Source organism: Microbacterium sp. Yaish 1 (assembly GCF_002245215.1).
Taxonomy (GTDB): Bacteria; Actinomycetota; Actinomycetes; order Actinomycetales; family Microbacteriaceae; genus Microbacterium.
Genome location: NZ_NPMR01000002.1, coordinates 860,509 through 881,932, shown reverse-complemented (window position 1 = coordinate 881,932; position 21,424 = coordinate 860,509). Strand labels below are relative to the sequence as shown.

Here is a 21,424-nt window from a genome sequence, read left to right as displayed (position 1 = left end):
CGGCCGCGCACCGGCCAGGGGATAATGGGCTCTCGTGCGCAAGGATGAAGCAAACCGCCAGGTTTCGACGGCGGTCCGGCGGACACCGCAGCAGAGCCGGTCACAGGAGACCCAGCGCGCGGTGGTCGAGGGTGCCGCGAGCGTGTTCGACCGCGAGGGGTACGGCAAGGCCAGCCTCTCGATGATCGTCGAGGAATCGGGAGTCTCGCAGGGCTCCATGTACTTCCACTTCAAGTCGAAGGAGCAGATCGCGCTCGCGGTCATCAACGAGCAGAACGCCCGGTCGCTGCCGCTCCTGACAGATGCGTTCGACACCTCGCCCGGCGTCTTCGTGCGGTTGGTCTCGGTGTCGCGGGCCATGGCCGACCAGCTGCGTGCCGACTCGGTCGTTCGCGCCGGCATCCGGTTGGCGCTCGAGGAGGGGGCCCTCGGCGCGCCCGCGGGCGAGTTCTACCTCAGCTGGGTGGAGACCACGGCCGCGATGATCGGGCCCGCGCTCGAGCGGGGCGAACTGGCGAGCGGACTGTCGCCGGAAGCCCTCGCGAAGACGCTCATCGGCTTCTTCACCGGTGTGCAACTCATGTCGCAGGCGCTGAGCTCTGGTGACGACCTGCTCACCGGCCTCCGAGACATGTGGATCTTCGCGGTCGACGCGATGGTGCCCCCCGCCGATCGCGTCGCCGCCACCCGAGCAGTCGAGGCGGCCTTTCGGATCGATTCCGTCTAACGCGCGTAGGCGAGCGACGCTGAGGCCCGCAGGTCGCCGGTGCCCTGCGCGACGACGTCGAAGACGTTCCACCGCACGGACGCCCGGTCGATCCGTTGCGTCCGCGTAATGCTGACCTCGAGGAGCAGGGGAGCGTCCAGCGGTTCCCGCTCACCGACGTCGAAGGAGGCGCTCCGCATCCAGATGGAGTTGGCAGACGCCCGGTCCAATCCGTCGCTGAAGTAGATCAGCGCCTGCGCTTGCTGTGCTGACAGGCGGAGGAGGTCGAGCACGGTGACTGCCCGTCGCGCCGCAGGGTCGCCCGTCGACACGATCTCGTGCCGGAACTCGATCGAGCGCCCGATGTCCATGCGGATCAGGTGGGAACGCCACACGTGCTCGCCCGCGCCATCGGCGGCCAGTTCGAGCGGGAGCGGAGCCCCCTCTGCTGGGGTCTCGTGAGGGAATGCGGGCGGATGATCCAGTTGTGCGACCGCCCGCATCGCGCCCAGGGTGAGACGTGCGTCCATGCCCGTGCGCGATGGCGGTGCGTCGAGCGTGCCGGCGACCGGTATCCCCTCGAGCTCGACGTCCGCGGAGGTTCCGGCGCGGAGACTGATACTGCGCAGACGCGGGGGAGAGGCCGACGAGTCTTCGTCGCGCTCTGCGAAATGCGCGCACACCGTTTCGACCAGGACGACGGCGTCGATCGAGCTGAAATGCGGGGCGGGTCGTGAACTCCTCTTGACCGTCCACGCGTCGGGATATCTGAGGGCCGCGCGGCCATCGAGCGTAATGCGGCGCTCGCTGGAGGGCGTCGCGGAGCCGACGAAAGTCCTTGCGACGTCTCGGAACCGAGTCGCGAGATAGCGCTCGGATGCCGGGCCGAGAAGATCGTCCAAACTCGCTCCGATTGCCTTCGCGGACGCGTGAGCCCGGTTCGAGTAAGTCATGCGGTCAGCTTATTTAAGCCCCGCGCGTGACGCCAGGTCGCCGTGAATTCGATGGAGGGAGGGCTCAACGGGTGAACACCGGCACGTCCACGTACTCACCGCGGTGGGCTCGGGTGCCGATCAGGCCGCCGAGTTCGAGGTCTCCTCGATGCGCGGCGACCGCGACGGCTACGCCGCCTGCGCCGGTGGCGCCGTCGAGGGTCACGCGTCGTCCGAGCCCACCCGGTGCCAGCGGGCCGTGCTCGGTCGGAACGAGCATCGACTGGAGGTCGGCGAGCAGGCCATCGGAGTCGATCCTGCCCGGCAACGAGCCGAGGCGTTCGTTGACGAGGCTCGCTGCGAAGAGGAGCCCGGCGGAGCCGCACATGAGTCCGGGCGCGACCCCCAGTGACGTTCGGAGCCCGGCAGCGATGCGTTGCCAACGCTGGGCAGCCAACTCGCTCGCGGGGAGTATCGTCGAGGCCGCTACGAGAAGCCCGGCGTTGCCGCGATCCAGGTGAGGCCGGAACGTGTTCTGCCCGTCGACGAAGTACAACACGCGATTCACGACCTGATAGAGTCTGCGCTCCGCGTCGATGAGGTTGTAGGGGACGCTCGTTTCGCTTCCCCTCGCCCGCGACCAGAGCGACAGGGCCAGGGCCATTCCCGAGGCTCCGCCCATCAGGCCCCGTCGTTCCGATTCCTCCGTGCGACCGAGGTCGGTGCGGAGCAGGTGTCGGGCCCGAGCCTCCAGCTCCCGTCCGAGTCGATCGGTCACAGCGGCCGTATGGCCCGTCGGCCGACCATCTGCGGCGACGAGGAGCGAAGTCAGGATGCCGGACAGGCCGGTGTCCAGCCGCGAGCTGATCGCGTCGAGCTCGGCGGTCTCCAGAAGCTCCAGGTAGGCGTCGAACCACAGCGACGCCGCGTCGTGGTTCCCGTTCCGCTCCAGCACCGCCGGGAGCAGTCCGACGCCGCCGATCAACCCGAGATCCGAGACCCGCAGGGGCCGTGACGGTCCGTCCTGCACGACGGCGAGCAGCTGTTGCTGCGCCGCACGAATCACGCTGTCGTCGCTCGGCAGAAGGAGCAGGCTCAGGAGGCCGTCGCCGAAGCTCGCGACGGAACGATTGTCGAGATTCCCCCGGGGAGACCGCAGCGGACGCGGCAGGCCGATCCCCGTGTCGAGATAGTGGCGGCAGGCGTTCGCGTACGCCCGGTAGATCTCCGTCGCCGTCGGCGGCTCGGTTGTCGGGGCGGGATGCGTCCCCGCGGCCGACCGAGTCGTCGGCGTCCTGCCGGCGAAGTAGCGCTGCGCGCCCGACGCCCATCGCGATCGCCACCCGGGGTCCAGGTGCGCCGATACGACGGGAGGCCAGTAGGCGTATGTCATCAGCGTGTCGACGGCCTGGAGATCGCCGTCGCCGGCCGATTCCGCAAGAGCGCTGTAGACCCACGGCGCCCCGTGCGCCGCCGGTGCTCCGGGCCCGCGGCTGCGGCTCGCCGTCTCGAAATCGACGAGGGCCACTCCGTCGCCGGTGACGAGGACGTTCGACGGCTCGAGGTCGTTGTGAGCAACACCCGATGCCGAGAGATCGGCGACGAGCTCGCGGAGCTGGTCTCCCATCGTCGCGACGCGGCGGGCGTAGGCCTCGGCCAGCACGCGGTACTCGTCTGTTCCCCGATCGAGGCCGGCGTACACCGGGCTGTTCGAGACCACCCAGTCATGAAGCGTGACCCCGTCGATGAACGTCTCGACCAGAAACCTGCTCATGCCGATCTCGAAGCTGTCGACGAGTCGCGGCACGCGCGATTCGAGCCCGGAGTCATCAGCCAGAAGACGGAGGGTGTCCGTCTCGTCGCAGATTCGCTGCGCGGCATCCGTTCCGCGCTCGTCGAGCCCGATGAATCGGATCCCCCGCTTGATCACGACGCGGCCGCCCGTGGCGAGATCGTCGGCGAGGTAGGTTCCGCCGCCCGCGTGCACAGTGACGGCGGTGCGAACGCGGTATCGGTCGGGGAGCGCGTGCGGGTTCACGCCGAAGCGGAGTCCGGACGCTTCGCAGAGGTGTTCCCTGTCGGATGCCACCGGAACGACGACGCGGGCGTCCACTCGCGGTGTTCCGTCGGGACCGGCGATCACCGCGCGGCCCTGTTCGTCGAACGGAGTCGACTCCGAGAACTCGAAGGCGCCCCATCCGCTGTGGATGATGGAGTCACCCAGGGAATGGTCGCCGGCGACCGGCGGGCCCGAACGGGGGCCGAGGGCCTGGCGGAGCGACGCGAGGCACGGGGCGAGGTCGTCGGGGCGCGGATAGAGCACGATCACCTTGCCGGCGGTCGTTCGCGGCGCATTCTGCGAGTAGAGCGCCCAGAGGAACTCGCGCCGCGAGACGTGCTTCATCGTGATTCCGAATTCGCGCGCGACCCGCTTGGTGATCGCGAGCACCTCTTCGAACTCGTCGAAGCGCGGCGCGACATGAATCTTGAACCCCTGCGCCGGCAGTGGGCGGCGCCCACGGATGACGTTCCACATGCCCCATTCCGATGGTGGGTCCTGCGGGTCCTGACCGAGCGGACCGCAGAAGCGGCTGTCGATCGGGACGTCCCGCGCTTCGGGGCGCCAGAGCGCGAGGGAGGCGGTCATCACCGAGTCCGCGAGATCGTCGAGGCGGGTCATGGCCGGCGCCCCGGTTCGCTGTCGAGGCGGGCGGACATCTCCGCTGCCTCCGGCCGCGAGTCACGCGCGGGGATCGTTTCCGAGAACATGAATTCCACCTCCCTTGTACAGCCGGAAATCCGGCGGTGGTGCAGGTGGCCAGACGCCTCCCGGTTGTCGCGCGGATGCGGCGGAAGAAGCGAGATTCCACGGTTCGGAATCGATGGCCCCCACGTTTGGATATTCGTGTCACATGTGGCTGGTGACATCGCGATACTAACACGGGCGATCGCCTTATTTTCAAGTGTTTCGTTTGGTTATCCGCGCGAAACGGCTAATGCGGCGCGGAGTGGATGACGGCTACAGAGCTCGCCCGAGGTACGGCGCCGTCCGGCTCGCGGGATTGCGCGCGAGATCGGCCGGCGCGCCCACCGCCACGACGTGCCCGCCGGCGTTGCCGCCGGACGGGCCGAGATCGATGACCCAGTCGGCCGACGCGACGACATCCATGTCGTGTTCGACGACGACCACCGTGTTGCCCGCGTCGACGAGAGCGTGCAGCTGGGTGAGCAGCAGCCGCACGTCGGCGGGGTGCAGCCCGGTGGTCGGCTCGTCGAGCAGGTAGAGGGTGTGGCCTCGGCGCGTCCGCTGCAGCTCGGTCGCGAGCTTGATGCGCTGGGCCTCGCCGCCTGACAGCTCGGTAGCGGGCTGACCGAGCCTCAGATATCCGAGACCGACTTCGCGCAGCGCGCGCAGGCTACGAGCCGCGGCGGGCACGTCAGCCAAGAATTCGGCCGCATCCTCCACGGTCAGAGCGAGCACGTCGGCGATGCTCTTCCCCCGGTAGGCGACCTCGAGTGTCTCGTCGTTGTAACGCGCGCCGTGACAGGCCGGGCAGCGCCCGTAGCTGCCGGGGAGGAAGAGCAGCTCGACCGAGACGTACCCCTCGCCGAGGCAGGTCTCGCATCGGCCGCCGGCGACGTTGAACGAGAAGCGTCCGGCGGTGTAGCCGCGCTCGTGGGCCAGGCGGGTGGCGGCGAACACCGCACGCACCCCGTCGAAAAGCCCCGTGTACGTCGCGAGATTCGAGCGCGGGGTGCGTCCGATCGGCTTCTGGTCGACCCGCACGAGGCGGTCGATGTGCTCGAGGCCGGCGACCGCCCGGACGGACGAGCTCGCCGTCCGCTCATCGGGCAGCATCGCGTCGACCCGCCCGGCGGCATCCGTCGTCTCGTCGGCCGCCTCGTCGGCGTCGTCTCGGCGGAGGTGGCGCTCGATCACGTCGCGCAGTACTCCGCCCACGAGCGACGACTTGCCCGACCCGGACACGCCGGTCACCGCGACGAACGTGCTCAGCGGGAACGCCGCGTCGACGTCGGCCAGGTTGTGCAGCGACGCGCCCTCGAGCGTGAGCCAGCCGGTCGGAGTGCGAACGACCGGCGCTGACGCTGCAGCCGCGCCGTCACCGCCCGGGAACAGGAAGGGTCGCGTCACCGACTCGTCCACCTCGGCGAGGCCCTCGACCGCTCCGCTGTACAGGATGCGCCCGCCGCCCTCGCCCGCTGCCGGGCCGACGTCGACGATCCAATCGGCACCGCGGACGACGTCCATGTTGTGCTCGACGACGAAAACGGAGTTGCCGGATGCGGCCAGCTGTTCGAGCACGTCGAGCAGCGGCTCGGCATCGGCGGGATGCAGTCCGGCCGACGGCTCGTCGAGCACATAGACCACCCCGAACAGCCCCGATCGCAGCTGCGTCGCGAGGCGCAGGCGCTGCATCTCGCCGGGCGAGAGCGTCGTGGTCGCGCGTCCGAGCCCGAGGTATCCGAGACCGAGGTCGACGAGCACCTCGATGCGCGAGACGAGGTCGGAGGTGATCACGACGGCGACATCCGTGCGTTCGCCGGAGGACGCCGTCGGCAGGGCCGGCGCGGCATCGGACAACATGGTGGTCGGACGCAGGATGTCGGCGAGGTCGCTCATCGGCAGGGCGTTCAGCTCGGCGATGGTGCGGCCGGCGAACGTGACGGCCAGCGCCTCGCGCCGCAGTCCGGCGCCGCCGCACAATGGGCAGGTGCCCGTGCGAACGAACTGCAGCACCCGTTCGCGCATCTTGGCGCTGCCGGAGTCGGCCAGCGTATGGAACACGTACTTCTTCGCGCTCCAGAACATCCCCTTGTACGGCTTAGCCACCCGGTCGCGCTGCGGGGTGATCTCCACCACCGGCTGCTCGTCGGTGAACAGCAGCCATTCCCGGTCGGCCGGGGGGAGCTCGCGCCAGGGGCGATCGACGTCGTAGCCGAGGGCGATCGTGATGTCGCGGAGGTTCTTCGCCTGCCATGCGCCGGGCCATGCGGCGATCGCGCCGTCGCGGATGCTGAGTGACGGGTCGGGCACGAGCGTCTCCTCCGTGACGGTGTGCGCGACGCCGATGCCGTGGCATTCCGGGCACGCCCCGGCGGCGGTGTTGGGGGAGAACGCATCCGAGTCCAGGCGCGTCGTGGCGCCCTCGGGGAAGGTGCCCGCGCGTGAGAACAGCATCCGCAACGAGTTCGACAGGGTCGTGACGGTGCCGACGCTCGACCGCGAGCTCGGCGCGCCCCGCCGCTGCTGCAGAGCCACGGCCGGGGGGAGCCCGGTGATCGACTCGACGTGCGGATTGTGGCCCTGTTGGATCAAGCGCCGAGCGTAGGGAGCCACGGACTCGAGATACCGGCGCTGCGCCTCCGTGAAGATCGTCCCGAACGCGAGAGACGACTTGCCGGAGCCCGACACCCCGGTGAAAGCGACGATGGCGTCGCGCGGGACATCGACGTCGACGTTCCGGAGGTTGTTCTCGCGCGCTCCGCGCACGCGCACGAAGGCATCGGGGCTGACACGCAGGTTTCCGGACATCGGGCAAGCCTACGTGTCGCAGCCAGCGCCGGGAGGGGCGCCGCCTCTGCGTTCTCTTATTCGACGCAGATCCAGATCTTCTACGGTGCGAAGGCAATGACTTCCGCACCGAACCTCGAGCAATCGCCCGCCAGCCCTGCCCGCGATCAGGAACCGCCCGCCGCGACCTCGTGGCCGAACATGAGGACACTCTGGGTCTTCGTCAGGCCGCATCGCGCCCGTCTCGCTGTGGGCTTCCTGTTGGGGCTCGGAGGCACGGCCGCCGCGCTGGCGACGCCGCTGGTCACCAAGCAGATCCTCGACTCCGTCGGGGCGCCCGCCGAGATGCTGACGCCGATCGCGCTGCTGCTCGGTCTTGTCATCGGGGGTGCCGGATTCGGGTTCGCGCAGGCGGTGCTTCTCGGCAACCTCGCGGAGGACATCGTGTTCTCGGCGCGATCGACGCTCGTCAGACGGTTCTTCCGTGGACGTGTGGCGGATCTGCAGTTCCGGCCGACCGGGGAGGTGGTCACCAGAGTCACCTCCGACACGGTGCTGCTGCGCGAAGCGACATCCTCCGCGCTGGTGAACCTGGTCAATCAGGTGATCGCCCTCGCCGGATCGCTCATCCTCATGGCGATCCTCGACCTCACCCTGTTCCTGGTGGCGCTCGGCTGCATCGCCGTCGTCGGCGTGCTCGCCGGCCGGCTCATGCCGCGTATCGGAGAGGCGCAACGCCGCGCGCAGCAGGCGGTCGGCCGCCTCGGAGCGATCCTCGAGGGCGGGGCTCGCGCGGTGCGGACCATGAAGGCGGCACGGGCGGAGGGAACCGAAGAGCGCCGCGTCATCGATCAGGCCCGTGACTCGATGCGCCACGGCAAGCGGGCCAATCGCACCGAGGCGTTCGCATGGACCATCGCGGGCAGCGGCATCCAGTTCGGCATCCTTCTGATCCTCTCCGTCGGCGCCTGGCGGATCGCCTCGGGGTGGCTCGAGGTGTCGACTCTCGTGGCGTTCCTGCTGTACGCGTTCCAGCTGGTCGAGCCGGTCAGCTCCATCACGATGTACGTCGCCGAACTCCAGTCGGGCGCGGCCGCCGCTGCGCGCATCCGCGAGACGGAGGACATCGCCGCGGAGGACACCGCCAGCGGTGGGGACGCCCCGCCGCACACTGGAGGTGCTCCCGCGCTGGAGTTCGAGCGCGTGACGTTCACTTACCCCGGTGCCGTCGCGCCGGCCGTCGAGAATCTGACTCTCGTCCTGCCTTCGCGTGGGCGCATCGCCGTCGTCGGCCCGTCGGGAGCGGGGAAGACGAGTCTGTTCTCGCTGATCCTCGGGTTCTACCGTCCCGAGTCGGGAACGATCCGGATGAACGGCGGCGACTACGCTGCGCTCTCGCTCAGCTCGATCCGGGAGCGCATCGCATACGTCGAGCAGGAGACGCCGCTGCTGGCGGGAACCGTTCGCTACAACCTCGCCTATCGTTTTCCCGATGCGACGGACGACGAGCTCTGGGCGGCGCTCGAGGCTGTGCGACTGCGCGAACTGATCGAGAGCTTCCCGCTCGGCCTCGACGAGCCCGTGAGCACGACCAGCCTCTCGGGCGGGCAGCGCCAGCGTATCGGGGTGGCGCGCGCGATCGTGCGGCCGCCCGCGGTGCTGCTCCTCGACGAGGCGACCGCGCAGCTCGACGGACTGACCGAGGCGGCGATCCACGACGTGGTCGAGCGGATCGCGTCCGAGACCCTCGTCATCACGATCGCCCACCGGCTCTCCACGGTCATGGACGCCGACCGGATCCTCGTGATGGACCGTGGGAGCGTCCGCGCCTCGGGAACGCACGAGGAACTCGTCGAGACGAGTCCGCTCTACGCCCGTCTCGTCGAAGCGCTGCGGATCGTCCCGGCATCCGGGCCGGCGCAGCCGTCGCGGGGGGAGTGAGGCGCGGAGCAGGTCGCGACGGTTCCCCGCGTGTCGGGGGCGGCCCCTAGGCTCGTGCGGTGGGTATCGCAGAGTGGGTCGCGCCGCAGCGCCTCGGACGTGACTTCCGGTGGCTGTTCGCCTCGGCGCTGACGAGCAACATCGGCGATGGCATCGCCCTCGCCGCCGCACCGCTGCTGATCGCGTCGATGACCGATTCGCCCATCCTGGTCGCCTCCGGCGCGGTCATGCAGTTCCTTCCGTGGCTGCTGTTCGGGCTCCACGCCGGCGCCATCGCCGACCGGGTCGACCGACGCGTCCTGATCATGGTGGCCAACGGCATCCGGGCTCTCGTTCTGGTCGGTCTGTGCGTCTTCCTCCTCACCGGAATCGCCAGCATCTGGATGGTGCTGATCGTGGCGTTCCTCTACGGCACCGCCGAGGTGTTCGTCGACACGACCAGCAGCACCCTGCTGCCGATGATGGTGCGCAAGAGCGACCTCGGGATCGGCAACGCGCGGCTGCAGGCCGGGTTCCTGGTGGCGAACCAGCTCGGCGGCCCGCCCCTCGGCGCCTTCCTGTTCGCCATCGGCTCGTTCTGGCCGTTCGCCGTTCAGGGCGTGTGCGTCGCGCTCGCGATCGTCCTCATCTCTCGGATCACCGCGACGAAGCGAGCCGAACCCGCGGATGGAGGGCGCGAGCGGCCCCCCGTGCACACCGACATCCTGAGCGGCATCCGCTGGCTGTGGCGCAACCCGCCGGTGCGGACGCTCGTCATCATCATCCTCACCTTCAACGTCACGTGGGCCGCACCCTGGGGTGTGCTCGTGCTGTACGCGACGGACTACCTGCAGATGGGCCCCGTCGGGTACGGCGCGCTGACCACGGCCTCGGCCATCGGGGGACTGGCGGCGACGCTGCTGTTCGGAAGACTCGAGCGACGCTTCTCGTTCGCCGCGCTCATGCGCGTGTGCCTCACCGCGGAGGTCCTCATGCACCTCGCGTTCGCCCTGACGGCGTCCGGTGTCGTGGCGTTCGTCATCATGATCGCGTTCGGCGCCTACGCGTTCGTCTGGGCCACGATCTCTACCACGGTCCGTCAGCGCCTGGTTCCCCACGAGCTCCAGGGCCGCATCGCCTCGGTGAACATGGTCGGGGTCTTCGGCGGTCTCGTGATCGGGCAGGCGCTCGGCGGGGTGATCGCTCAGGTGTGGGGTCCGACGGGCCCCTGGTGGTTCGCCTTCGTCGGTGCCGCGGTGACACTTCTCCTCGTGTGGCGCCCCATCACGCACATCGCCGCCGCCCCGCCGGTCGATGACGAGACGGATGCCGTCGTCGCCCCCTGACCGGCCTACCGGGCGAAGCCGCGGTCATCCCAGAAGCAGAACGTTGGGCAGGTCCGGGTCGAGCTCGCGGCACAGTGCGTAGAGGGTCCCGGCGGTTCCGACCATGAGCCCTCGCACGGTCGTGATGCCCGGTGGCAGTCCGCTGTGCGGACCGTCGCGATCGATCCTCGAGACGACACGGCGCGCGTAGTCGTCGGCGGCGGGACCGCCGCGGCTCTCGATGCCCCGCAGCGCCATCAGGTTGCCCAGCGACCCGTGGCACAGCGAATCGTCGAAGGGGAGGTCGGCTGCGGTCTCGCACGCCCCGATGTCGGCGAGCGGCAGGAGCGCCTCGTCCCCGAGCAGGGCGGCTGCATCGGCGCGGGCCAGGGCGATGCCCGCCGTCCCATGGCACCAGTGCGCCGGGAAGAGTCGGCCCTGGGCCAGCGATTCGGGGCGCGCGTCGAGCCACCGCTCCCGCTTCACATCGAACAGGTCGTCGTCGAAGCTCAGCGCCCGCTGGGCAGCTTCGGCGATCTCGCGGTCGGAGAGCGTCGCCGACGCGGCGGCCAGGGCCCACCCGATCCCGGTGGCCCCGTGGGAGAAGCCGCCGAGACGCGCCCGGGCGGCACCGCTCTCCCAGGCCAGCGCGCCGTCGGACGTCTCGACGGCACGATCGATGAGATGTCGCGCCAGGGCGCGGACGGCCGCTGCCGTCTCGGCATCGACCGCGCCGGGGATCGCCGTCAGCACGGCGAGCGCGCCAGCCGAGCCCGCCATGATGTCGAGGTAGTCGTCCGCCTCGGCCGCGTCGGCCATGCGGCGCACGGCTCGAGCGCGCGTCGTGCGGAACTCCTCGCGGCCGAGCAGGCTCTCGTAGCGAGACAGCGCATAGAGGAGCCCGGCTGCGCCGCTGAACGCACCGACGGGCAGGGTGACCTGCTCGGCCGTCCAGTCGTCGAGGATCGCGGCTATCGCGTGGGCGCCGCGAGCCGCGAGATCATCCAGTCCCAGACGGGGGAACGTCCGGTGCGCCGCAGCCGCGCCGAGGACGATGCCGGCGAGACCGTCGTAGAGCGTGGGGCCCACCGGACGGTACTCGAGTCCGGTGCTGTCGACGCTGCTGCACACACTGATCCAGGTCGCGTCGTCGCGGCCGCGGATCGCCGTATCGGCCAGCAGGCGAGCCTGTTGTTCGGCGAGCGCGCGGATCCCGGTGCGGCGAAGATGAGACCCACCGACCGAGCCGGGTCCGCCTTCGCCCTCGGTCTCGGCGGTGGTGGCCGCGAGGATCGACTCGAGGATGAGGGACTCGCCCGCATCGATGTCCGACGGCCCGAGCCGCTTGAGGCGCGCGACGACATCTTCTCGCATGGTTCGCGTGAAGTACCGCGGCACGAGAGGTCCCCGGTCATCGTCGAGGGAGAGCGAGTCCATGCCCACCGTGAACAGCGGGACGTCGAGTCGGCGCAGCGCGCGGTCCTCGGCTCGGATGAGGGGAACGTCTTCGGGGTGGTCGGCGAGCCGTGTCCACAGGCTGCGCAGGAGATGGTCGCGGTCGATGCCGCTGCGCAGGCGAGAGGGCTGGCGCATCTCGGCCAGCAGCAACGAGTACGAGCGCGTTGCGCGGACGATGTGCCGCACGGTCAGCTCGGGAACACCGGAGAGGATGCCGACGATGCGGTCTCGACGCGCGATGAGCGCCTGCGAAGTGGCGACGAACCCGTCGGCGAGCGCATCGCGATGACGGCGCACATCCCCCGCCGTCATCTCGGGCGGCTGGTTCTGCGACGAGCCGATCGGCAGCTCGACGGCCTCGATCCGCATCGCATCGGTGAACGCGCCGGTGAGCTGGTGCGCCGTGGCGGTGCGCCCGGTCTGCTCCAGGCCGCCCGTGACGACGCTCACGTCGATGCTCGTCGCTTCGCCGGCGGTGAGCTGGACGGGCAGGATGCCGGTGCCCAGCACCGACTCGTTCAGCTGCCGCCCCGCTGCGGTCGCCGCGGTCTCGGCGACATCCCGGTGACTGCGGTTCTGCACGAGCGTCTCGAGGTCGACCGGGACAGGGCCTGCCGCCGAGGCGATGACGTTCTCGAGATGGAGGTCCGACGCGCCGAGCGCGTGAGCGATGGCGAGCAGCCCTCCGAGCCGGCGCAGGTGGTCGCGGAGATCGGCCTCACCGGGGCCGGCGTGCTCGATGAACTCGACCCATCCGTATCCCTCGCCGACCACGACGAGCGGCGCGTGGAGGCGCGCTTCGGTCGGCAGGACGTCTGCCAGCACCGCGGTGATGTCGCGATAGAGAGCGAAGACGGTGCAGTCGCGGGGCTTGTAGACCAGCCGTCTCCCGTCGTCGAACGTCACGATGGCTACCGACTGGCCGCGATTGTGGGCGTCGCCGGCGAAACGCACGCGACTGACGGCGACGAGGCCGAGGCCCGGGAGACCGGCTGCCGACAGCGCTTCGGAATCGTGGTCGAGGCGCTCCACGATCAGGCGAACGCGCTGGCGCCAGTTGTCGATCGCTGCGACGAGGTCGCGGGCGAGGAGCGGGTAGCGCGAGAGGAAAGACACCCGCGCGGCCGGGTGCGAGAGCGAGGCGTCGAGACGCGCGTATGCGCCGGCCGAGGCGTCGCCCGCCATCTCGGTGAGCAGCGAGCGCAGGGCCAGAGCCGCGAGCGTCTCGGCCAAGCCATCGAGCAGATCGACCCGTGCCGTCTCGGGGAGGCCGGACAGCGTCGCGAGGAAGGAGCGCTGAGCCGAGACGATCGGTGCCAGGAACGAAGGGAACGGGAGATCGGTGAGGATCGCGTTCTCGATCGCGAGCGGACGACTCGGACGCCACGGTTCGTCTGCGGGGTGCGTCAGCCACCCGGATACGTTGCCGATCCATGCGCCGGTGTGCCGCCGTGGCGACCAGGGGGCGCCGGTGAGCAGTCCCGAGAGGGCTTCGCGGTCGAGGTCTCGTGCGGCGAGATAGCCGTCCAAGGTCCCGTCGGCTTCGAGCGCCCGCTCGGACCACGCGCGTGTGATGTCGTCGCCGAGGCTCTCGCGGGCCGATGGTCCGAGCCGCCGCTCGTCGAGCGCGGACGCCTGCAGCAGGGCGATGGTGTCGCGGGTGGTGAGCACCGACAGCTCCGATCGTGGTCTTCCATCAGGTGCGGGCGGCGCGGACTCGCCGCGCCGCCCGCGAGCCGTGATCAGCGACAGGCGCAGATCAGGGTTCCGCACTCGATCGTGAGCGTGCACAGCCAGCCGCTGCTGACCATGTAGGGGCTCACGACGCGCTCGAACTCAGCGTCGATCTGGGCCTGCACCGACGGGGTGGAGCCATCGGTCGTCCGGGCCGTCATGTCCCAGTGGGGGCTGACGATCGTCATGTCTTCGTCGAGGGTCGTGGTCATGATCGCTTCCTTCCTTCGTTCTTCCGCTGTCCGCATCACTGCCAGTTTCGGCAGGCTCCTGCCGTCCTCACTCAAGCCCGCCCCGAAGGCCCACCGGAACTATGCGATGCGGGGATTTCGCGACGTGTCCTCCACCGGCCGGACGAGCCGCCTCCACCGACGGGGGGAGGGGGGTGCGCCGCGGAACGAAGGGATATGGTGGCGGCATGCACCGGGGGGACGGCACCACCTGGCGTCGTGACGCGAGCATCGCGGCCGTCGCCATCGTCGTCTGCCTTGCCATGGGACTGCTCGGCCAACCGGACTGGGCGTGGTCGGCGCTCATGTCCGCGACCCTCGTATGGCGTCGCTCGCACCCGGTCCTCTTCGCCGCGACCGCCACCTCGATCTCAGCGGCCCACCTCATCGTCGACGCCTCGTTGCTCCTGCCCGGCGACCTGATCCTGCTCGTAGGCGTCTTCTCCGTCGCGGCCAACGCAACAGAACGTGCACGGCATCTGGGCCTCGTGTTCGGGCTGCTGTACATCGTCGGTCTCGGCGCCGCCGTCCTCCTCGACATCGGATTCGACGCGTCGGCGGGTACGGGGCTGGTCGTCGGGCTCATCGGCATCAGCATGCTGACGGCGTGGGCGTTCGGGCTGCTCGATCGCCGGAAGAGCGAGGCCTTGCGGGCCGCGCGCCACCGCACCGAGATGTCCGAGCGCGACGCCGAGGTGCGGACGCGCTTGGCGGCGTACGAGGAACGGGAGCGGATCAGCGACGAGATGCACGACGTCCTGGCGCATACGCTCACCAGCATCATCGTCCAGGCCGAGAGCGGACGGGCAGCCGCACCCGACCCCGGCGCCGCGTCGGTGTTCGCGACCATCTCGACCAGCGGCAGATCAGCGCTGCGGGAGGTGCGCGGGTTGCTCTCGCCCGCGGACGACCATGCTCTCCAGCCGACGCCGTCACTCGACGACCTCCACGACCTCATCGCCGGCTTCACCCGCGTGGGCACGCGGATCGCGGTCGCCGTCCGAGGGGAACCCCGCCCCCTCAGCCCGGGGATGTCGCTCGCGGCGTACCGGGTGATCCAGGAGTCCCTCACCAATGCCATCCGGCACGGGGGAGATGGTCCCATCGCCCTGACGCTGTCGTGGGACCATGGCGCGCTCGCCGTGTCGGTGCGCAACCCCGTCGCGCCGTCCTCGGCCCACCGGGCCGTGCAGGAGCACCGCGGCCTCGCGGGCATGCGCCGGCGCTGCGAACTGTACGGGGGCGAGCTGACCTACGCGCGGGACGACGCGTTCACGGTGCGCGCGGTCTGGCCTCTCGACGTCATCGTCGCCGGTGCCGCCGTATGACCGCCTCGTCACCGCCGATCACCGTGCTGGTCGCCGACGACCAGGCGCTCGTGCGCGACGGCTTCAGTCGCATCGTGGATGCGCAGCCCGACATGCGCGCGGTCGGCACCGCCCCCGACGGCGAAGCCGCCGTCGAGCGGGTCCGGGAGCTGCGGCCGGATGTGGTGCTCATGGACATCCGGATGCCGCGGCTCGACGGAATCGAGGCGACGCGAGCCCTCACGACCGAGGCGGTGAGCCCCGCGACCCGGGTGATCGGGCTCACGACCTACGACACCGACGCCTACGCCGTCCGCATCCTGCAGGCTGGTGCCGTCGGATTCATCCTGAAAGACAGCACCGCCGCACAGCTGGTCGAGGCCATTCGCGCCGTCCACGGCGGCACATTCGCCGTCTCGGCACCCACCAGCCGACGTCTGCTCGACCGTCTCGCGATCGACGACGAGCGGCCGGAGGGCGACGATGCGCCCCTCGTGACGCTGACCGAGCGGGAGCGCGCGGTGTTCGAACACATCGTCCAGGGGCGGTCCAATCCCGAGATCGCCCGCAGCCTCCACATCGCCGAGGTGACCGTGAAGACACACGTCGGCCACATCCTCACCAAACTGCGGGTTCGTGATCGCGTGCATCTGGTCATCTGGGCGCACGAGCGCGGGCTGGCATCCGGGCGGCGTACCGGGCGCGCCCGCAGCGAGTAGGCGTCGATGTCCGTCCGGTCTCCACCGATCGAAGGAGTCCGAGGGACGGAGGATGCATCTCTGGACCGATCCGCGCGAAGCGCGCGCGGATCAGGATGACGGCATGAGAGATATCCGGTGGTGCACGTCGTGAGCACCGTCATCGCCACCCACGGCCTCACCAAGAAGTTCCGCGATCACACCGCCGTCGACAGCGTCGATCTGTCCGTTCCGCAGGGCGCGGTGTACGGGTTCCTCGGTCCCAACGGGTCGGGGAAGTCCACGACGATGAAGATGCTGCTCGGACTCAGCCAGCCCACCTCCGGTGACATCGAGATCTTCGGACAACGGCTGACCCGCAGCACGCGTGCTGATCTGCTGCCTTCCATCGGCTCGATGATCGAGTCTCCACCGGGTTACGGGCATCTGACCGGCTGGGAGAACATGCTGATCGTCCGAGACATGCTCGGGCTGGTCGATGCCCAGATCGAGACCGCCCTGGCCACCGTCCGGCTGAGCGACCAGAGAGACAAGCTGGTCCGGAACTACTCCCTGGGGATGAAGCAGCGCTTGGGGATCGCCATGGCGCTCGCGCGAGACCCGTCGCTGCTGGTGCTGGACGAGCCCACGAACGGCCTCGACCCGGCCGGAATCGAGGAGGTCCGCGACCTGCTCGTCGATCTCGCGAGCCGGGGCATCACCGTCATGGTGTCGAGTCATCTGCTCGATGAGATCGACAAGATGGCCTCGGTGCTCGGCATCCTGTCGGCGGGCAAGCTGATCTTCCAGGGCACGCGTACCGACCTGTTCGCCCACTCGCTGCCCGATCTCATCGTCGAGACGCCGTCGATCGACGCGGCTCTGCGCGCCGTCCCCTACGCGGCGGTGACCGGTGGCGGCATCCGGCTCAGCGGTCACGACAACGAGGCGACCGCCGCGCTCGTCGCGCTGCTCGTCGACGCCGGTGTGCAGATTCATCAGGTGCGCCGCGTGCAGCAGAGCCTCGAGGACGTGTTCATGGACCTCACCGGGCGGGGAGGTCTGCTGTGAGCGGCGTCCGCTTGGAGATGCGCAAGATGCGGCGGCTGCGAACGTTTCCGATCCTCGTCGGTCTCGTGCTGGCCGTCTCGGCGCTGAGTTCGGCCTCGCTGTTCTCGGGGACCGCGCGAGAGAGCTTCGACGACCCGGCGGCATCGCCGTGGGCGGCGCTGCTGCTCTCTTACACGATGATGGCGGCGATGACCTCGCCCCTGCTGACGGCCGTGCTCGCCAGCAGGCAGACCGACATCGAGCACTCCGGTAACGGGTGGGTGCTCGCGGCGGGAGCTGGGCGGACTCCGGGCCAGCTGTGCGGAGCCAAGCTCCGCGCCCTCGCGATCATCCTCGCACCGGCGATCGCGCTGCAGACCGCGGCCGTCGTCGCCATCGGCGTCGTGGCGGGCATCAGCGTCCCGATCGATCCCGTCCCGTGGATCGCCTACACCGTCCTGCTCTACGTGCTCGACGTCGTGTTCTGCGGCCTGCACATCCTGCTCGCCGCACGCGTGGAGAACCAGCTCGTCAGCGTCGGGGTCGGTGTGCTCGGCTCCTTCCTCGCCGTGTTCTCGCTCCTGCTGCCCGCCGCCGTGAGCCGCGTCATCCCGTGGGGGTACTACGCCGTCATCTCGCAAGCAGGCCAATCGGGCGATGCCGTGGCGTACGTGCAGGCACCGTACGCGTGGATCACCGGATTCGTGCTGCTGGCGGCGCTCGTCATCGCCGTCGGCATCCGCCGTCTCGACCCGATCGGAGCGTGACGATGTTCCGAGCCGAGATGCGCAAGCTCCGCCGTTCCAGCACCTGGATCATCGCGATCGTCCTGCCGCTGCTCGCGGTCGTCACCGGCACGCTCAACCTGTCGGCCAACGCCGACGCCCTCGACGCGGGCTGGGCATCCTTCACCTCGCAAGTCGTGCTCTTCTACGGGCTGCTCTTCTTCTCGATGGGGATCAGCCTCCTCGCCGCCGCCGTGTGGCGGGTCGAGCATCGCGGTTCGAACTGGAATCTGCTGCTCACCTCGACGGTGCGACCGACCAGCCTCGCCACGGCCAAGATCGTCGCCGTTCTCGTGCCCGTCGCACTGATGCAGGTCGTGCTCGTCGCGGGCACCGCCGTGGCGGGCACGCTCGTGCTCGGCCTGGACGGAGCCTTCCCATGGCAGTTCGCGATCGTGGGGGCAGTCGCGATCATCGCCGCCGTCCCGTTGATCGCGCTCCAGTCGCTGCTGTCGATGCTGCTGCGCTCCTTCGCCGCACCGGTGGCGCTCTGCCTGCTCGGCTGCGTCGCTGGCGTGGCGGCCGTGACCTCGACGGCGCTTCGGCCGCTCGGCTACGTCATCCCGCAGGCCATCAACACGCGCGCGCTCAACCTGGGCTCGACCGCGATCGCCGGATCGGGCGGGCTGACGTTCGGCGATACGCTGCCGCTGATCGCGACCGGCATCGGTGGAGGTGCGCTCGTTCTCCTCGTCACGGTGGTGGCGCTGCGGACGCTGAAGCTGCGGTGATCGCGGCCGGCGGCGGGTCTACGACTTTCGGTCGAGGCCGCGCATTGCCGCCGTTCGAACGTCGAGCCGCAGGGGGCCCGCTTCCTACAGTCGACGACGACCCTGCTCCCGGGGTCCGACGACGACCGGAAGGAACCCCCCATGTCCACGAACCACGTCGGCTCCACCTCCGATGGAAGGCTTACCGGCATCATCCGCCGGCGCCCCCTCGTATCGTTCTTCGTGCTCGCTCTCGGCCTCAGCTGGCTCGCCTGGACGCCCTGGATCCTCTCGCGCAACGGTCTCGGAGTCTGGGACTACGCGTTCCCGGAGGCGTTCGGCACATCGCAGTTCACGGGCATGCTCTTCGGCGCATATCTCGGGCCGCTCGGCGCGGCGTTCGTCGTGACGGCGGTCACGGGCGGACGCGCGGGACTGCGCGTGTGGGTCGGGCGGCTCCTGCGCTGGCGGGTCGCGCCGCGCTGGTACGCCGTCGCGCTGCTCGTCGTGCCGATGGCGGTGCTGCTCCTCGGCGTCCTCGCCTCGGGCGGGCAGATGCAAGCGCCCAGCCTCGTCGCGGTCGCGCTCTATGTGCCCGCGCTCGTGCTGCAGATGCTGACGACGGGACTGGCCGAGGAGCCGGGCTGGCGCGATTTCGCCCTGCCGCCGCTGCAGGAGCGCTTCGGACCGCTCGGTGCCGCAGCCATCCTCGGACCGCTGTGGGGGATCTGGCACCTGCCCCTGTTTCTCACCGAGTGGGGTTCGTGGCCCGACGTCACCTGGGTGAACGTCATCGAGTTCGTCGTCTTCAGCGCCCTCTTCAACGTCGTGATCATGTGGCTGTTCAACCGATCCGGACAGAGCCTGCCGATCGTGATGCTCTTCCACGTCAGCTTGAACAACACGGTCACGGTGTTCTGGGCGGAGATGTTCCCCTCGGTGGGCGGCGCGCAGCTGCAGCACGTGCTCGTGATCGGCGCTGCGGTTGCCGCGGTGGTGACCGTCGCGCTCACCCGGGGCCGACTCGGGTTGCCCCCGGACACGCCGGTGGCCGGCCGTCGGGCACCGGAAACCGAGAAGATAGCGGCATGAGCCGGATGCAGCGCGGGCCGAGCGTCACGGATGTCGTCGTGGCGCTCGGCACCGGCGCTGCCACGCTGCTCGCGCTCGTGGCGGCGCCCGAGCTCTTCGCCGACCACGCGGCCCCGCGACTGGGCTCGGGGCCGTGGTGGGTGTTCGCCGCGGTGCTCGCGGGGCAAGCCGTCGCTCTGTGCTTCGCGCGGTCGGCACCTCGCACGGTCCTGATCGGAACCGCGGCGGGCGCGCTGCTCATCGGGGTCACCACGCCGACCGGGCTCGGCAGCCTGGCGCACGCCGCGGTGCTGGTCGCGGTCGTGCGCGCCACGCCGGTCGTGACGGTGCCGGCCCTTCGGTTCGTGCTGCCGGTGGCCGGGCTCCTCGTCGGGGGCGGGCAGGCCGCCGACATCCTCGGGTCGAGCGCGGTGACCGTGCCGGCCGCGGTGGGCGCGGCGCTGTTGCAAGCCGTCGCGATCGTCGCTCTACCGGCCGCGGGGGTGCTTGCGGTGACAGCTCGTCGCGACGTCCGTCGCGCCGAACGGAACGAGAACGAGGCGGTCCGCCGCGAGCGCGCCGCGGTCGTGGAGGCCGCCGTCGCCCGCGAACGCACGGCGATGGCGCGGGAACTGCACGACATCGCCGCCCATCATGTGTCGAGCATCGCGTTGATGTCGGGGGTCATCGAGCGCCAGATCGCGACCGATCCGGATGCCGCTCGGGTGGCTGTCCGGCAGGTGCGCGAACAGAGCCGTGTGCTGCTCGACGACCTGCGCCAGCTCGTCGGACTGCTTCGGCGAGAGGGGGACGAGCGCGACATGGTCGAGACGATCGAGGCCGTCCCCGCACTTGTCGAGGCGTGTCGGGCCACGGGGCGCGCGGTCGACCTGACGACCGTCGGGGGCGGTGGCCAGGTCGGGCCTCTCGGACAGCTCGTCGTCTACCGGATGGTTCAGGAGTCGCTGGCCAACGCCGCGCGTCATGCCCCGGGGGCGTCGTGCGAGGTGCGCCTCGACGGCACCAGGGCCGACGCGTTCGTGGCGACGGTGCGCGACTCGGGCGGTGCCGCCGCGGCTGCGCCCGCCCCCGATACGACCCGTGACGGATTCGGGCTGCTCGGGATGCGCGAACGTGCGGACCTCGTGGGTGGCACGCTCGAGGCGGGGCCCGAGCCCGACGGCGGTTGGTGCGTCCGACTCACCGTTCCGGCTGAGCCGGCCGCTACCACAGGAGGTGCCCCATGATCCGTGTCCTCGTCGCAGACGACCAGCCGCTGGTGCGGGCGGGCCTCGCCGCCCTGCTGGCGGCCGAGGCCGACATCGAGGTGGTGGCCACGGCAGCTGACGGCCCCCAGGCGCTCGACGCGGCGACGTCGCTTCATCCGGACGTCGCCTGCCTCGACGTCCGGATGCCGGGGCTCACCGGGATCGAGGTGGCCCGCGCCCTCGCCGATCGGGGCGCGGGGGAGCCCGCCATCCCGGTGCTGATCCTCACGACCTTCGACATCGACGAGTACGTGTTCGAGGCGCTGGAAGCCGGGGCGTCGGGATTCCTCCTCAAGGACGCCGAACCCGACGAGATCGTCCGAGCGGTGCGCAGCGTCGCCGCCGGCGACGGCACCCTGGACCAGGCCGTCACTCGCCGGGTGCTGCGGGAGTTCTCGCGGCGGCGCGCGCTGCAGCGCGTGTCGACGGCGGCCGAGGCAGCCGGCCACCTGACGCCGCGCGAACGCGACATCCTCGCACTCCTGGCGCAGGGAATGTCGAACGACGAGATCGCTGCGGCGCTGATGGTCGAGGTCAGCACCGTCAAGTCGCACCTCGTGCGCATCCTGCCGAAGCTCGGAGTTCGTTCGCGGCTGCAGGCGGTCGTGTGGGCGTACCAGAACAAGGTCGTCACCCCGCTGGACTGAAGCGCTGCGCGCCGATTCCTCCCCAGGGGAGAGGCGTCGCGGGATGACGATCCTGCCACTACCGTCATGGA

Annotated in this window: 16 protein-coding genes; 11 read left to right on the top strand and 5 right to left on the bottom strand. The window is 70.1% G+C overall.

All coding sequences use genetic code 11. The features are described from left to right. Positions 1-34: 34 nt before the first annotated feature. Positions 35-727, top strand: a complete 693-nt coding sequence (locus CI089_RS13280; protein ID WP_094261957.1) for a ScbR family autoregulator-binding transcription factor — start codon at positions 35-37, stop codon at positions 725-727. Here CI089_RS13280 and CI089_RS13275 read toward each other — a convergent pair. From CI089_RS13275 to CI089_RS13265, 3 genes are all read right to left on the bottom strand, one after another. Continuing rightward, entirely contained in the window at positions 724-1,659 is a 936-nt protein-coding gene (locus CI089_RS13275; protein ID WP_094261956.1) for an AvrD family protein, read from the bottom strand. The genes CI089_RS13280 and CI089_RS13275 overlap by 4 nt on opposite strands. A 64-nt stretch (positions 1,660-1,723) precedes the next feature. Then, on the bottom strand, positions 1,724-4,318 hold the full coding sequence (locus tag CI089_RS13270) for a phosphotransferase (protein WP_094261955.1): 2,595 nt from the start codon (positions 4,316-4,318) through the stop codon (positions 1,724-1,726). Positions 4,319-4,657: 339 nt separating this feature from the next. Then, the gene (locus tag CI089_RS13265; RefSeq protein WP_094261954.1) at positions 4,658-7,192 is read right to left on the bottom strand and encodes an excinuclease ABC subunit UvrA; all 2,535 of its coding nucleotides are present in this window, start codon (positions 7,190-7,192) and stop codon (positions 4,658-4,660) included. A gap of 96 nt (positions 7,193-7,288) precedes the next feature. On the opposite strand from CI089_RS13265, the gene CI089_RS13260 reads away from it, so the two are divergent. Together CI089_RS13260 and CI089_RS13255 are read left to right on the top strand one after the other, a co-directional pair. Continuing rightward, complete coding sequence (locus tag CI089_RS13260) at positions 7,289-9,112, top strand: ABC transporter ATP-binding protein (RefSeq protein ID WP_256977979.1); 1,824 nt, start codon at positions 7,289-7,291, stop codon at positions 9,110-9,112. A gap of 59 nt (positions 9,113-9,171) precedes the next feature. Beyond that, positions 9,172-10,437 (top strand): MFS transporter, encoded by a 1,266-nt coding sequence (locus CI089_RS13255; RefSeq protein ID WP_094261952.1) that lies wholly within the window; start codon positions 9,172-9,174, stop codon positions 10,435-10,437. A 24-nt stretch (positions 10,438-10,461) separates the two neighbouring features. Here CI089_RS13255 and lanM read toward each other — a convergent pair whose 3' ends face one another. Together lanM and CI089_RS13245 are read right to left on the bottom strand one after the other, a co-directional pair. Further along, positions 10,462-13,545, bottom strand: a complete 3,084-nt coding sequence (gene lanM, locus CI089_RS13250; protein WP_179223335.1) for a type 2 lanthipeptide synthetase LanM — start codon at positions 13,543-13,545, stop codon at positions 10,462-10,464. 71 nt (positions 13,546-13,616) lie between these two features. Next, a complete protein-coding gene (locus tag CI089_RS13245) occupies positions 13,617-13,820 on the bottom strand; it encodes a hypothetical protein (RefSeq protein ID WP_094261950.1) in 204 nt (67 codons plus the stop codon). A gap of 206 nt (positions 13,821-14,026) precedes the next feature. Between CI089_RS13245 and CI089_RS13240 the strand changes: the two genes are divergently transcribed. The 8 genes from CI089_RS13240 to CI089_RS13205 all read left to right on the top strand — a co-directional run bounded on the left by CI089_RS13240 (position 14,027) and on the right by CI089_RS13205 (position 21,353). Further along, the gene (locus CI089_RS13240) at positions 14,027-15,166 is read left to right on the top strand and encodes a sensor histidine kinase (RefSeq protein WP_179223334.1); all 1,140 of its coding nucleotides are present in this window, start codon (positions 14,027-14,029) and stop codon (positions 15,164-15,166) included. Next, on the top strand, positions 15,163-15,864 hold the full coding sequence (locus CI089_RS13235) for a response regulator (protein WP_094261948.1): 702 nt from the start codon (positions 15,163-15,165) through the stop codon (positions 15,862-15,864). Before CI089_RS13240 ends, CI089_RS13235 begins: the two co-directional genes overlap by 4 nt. 129 nt (positions 15,865-15,993) lie before the next feature. Next, positions 15,994-16,893, top strand: coding sequence for an ABC transporter ATP-binding protein (locus tag CI089_RS13230; protein WP_094262498.1), 900 nt, complete (start codon positions 15,994-15,996; stop codon positions 16,891-16,893). Beyond that, the gene (locus CI089_RS13225; protein ID WP_256977977.1) at positions 16,890-17,639 is read left to right on the top strand and encodes an ABC transporter permease; all 750 of its coding nucleotides are present in this window, start codon (positions 16,890-16,892) and stop codon (positions 17,637-17,639) included. The genes CI089_RS13230 and CI089_RS13225 overlap by 4 nt, the downstream gene beginning before the upstream one ends. A 2-nt stretch (positions 17,640-17,641) precedes the next feature. Continuing rightward, the gene (locus CI089_RS13220; RefSeq protein WP_094262496.1) at positions 17,642-18,388 is read left to right on the top strand and encodes an ABC transporter permease; all 747 of its coding nucleotides are present in this window, start codon (positions 17,642-17,644) and stop codon (positions 18,386-18,388) included. Between the two features lie 141 nt (positions 18,389-18,529). Further along, positions 18,530-19,459, top strand: coding sequence for a CPBP family intramembrane glutamic endopeptidase (locus CI089_RS13215; RefSeq protein WP_179223333.1), 930 nt, complete (start codon positions 18,530-18,532; stop codon positions 19,457-19,459). Continuing rightward, on the top strand, positions 19,456-20,685 hold the full coding sequence (locus tag CI089_RS13210; protein ID WP_094261947.1) for a sensor histidine kinase: 1,230 nt from the start codon (positions 19,456-19,458) through the stop codon (positions 20,683-20,685). The genes CI089_RS13215 and CI089_RS13210 overlap by 4 nt, the downstream gene beginning before the upstream one ends. Next, positions 20,682-21,353: a response regulator gene (locus CI089_RS13205; protein ID WP_094261946.1), complete on the top strand. Its 672-nt coding sequence runs from the start codon at positions 20,682-20,684 to the stop codon at positions 21,351-21,353. The genes CI089_RS13210 and CI089_RS13205 overlap by 4 nt, the downstream gene beginning before the upstream one ends. The last annotated feature ends 71 nt before the right edge of the window (positions 21,354-21,424 follow it).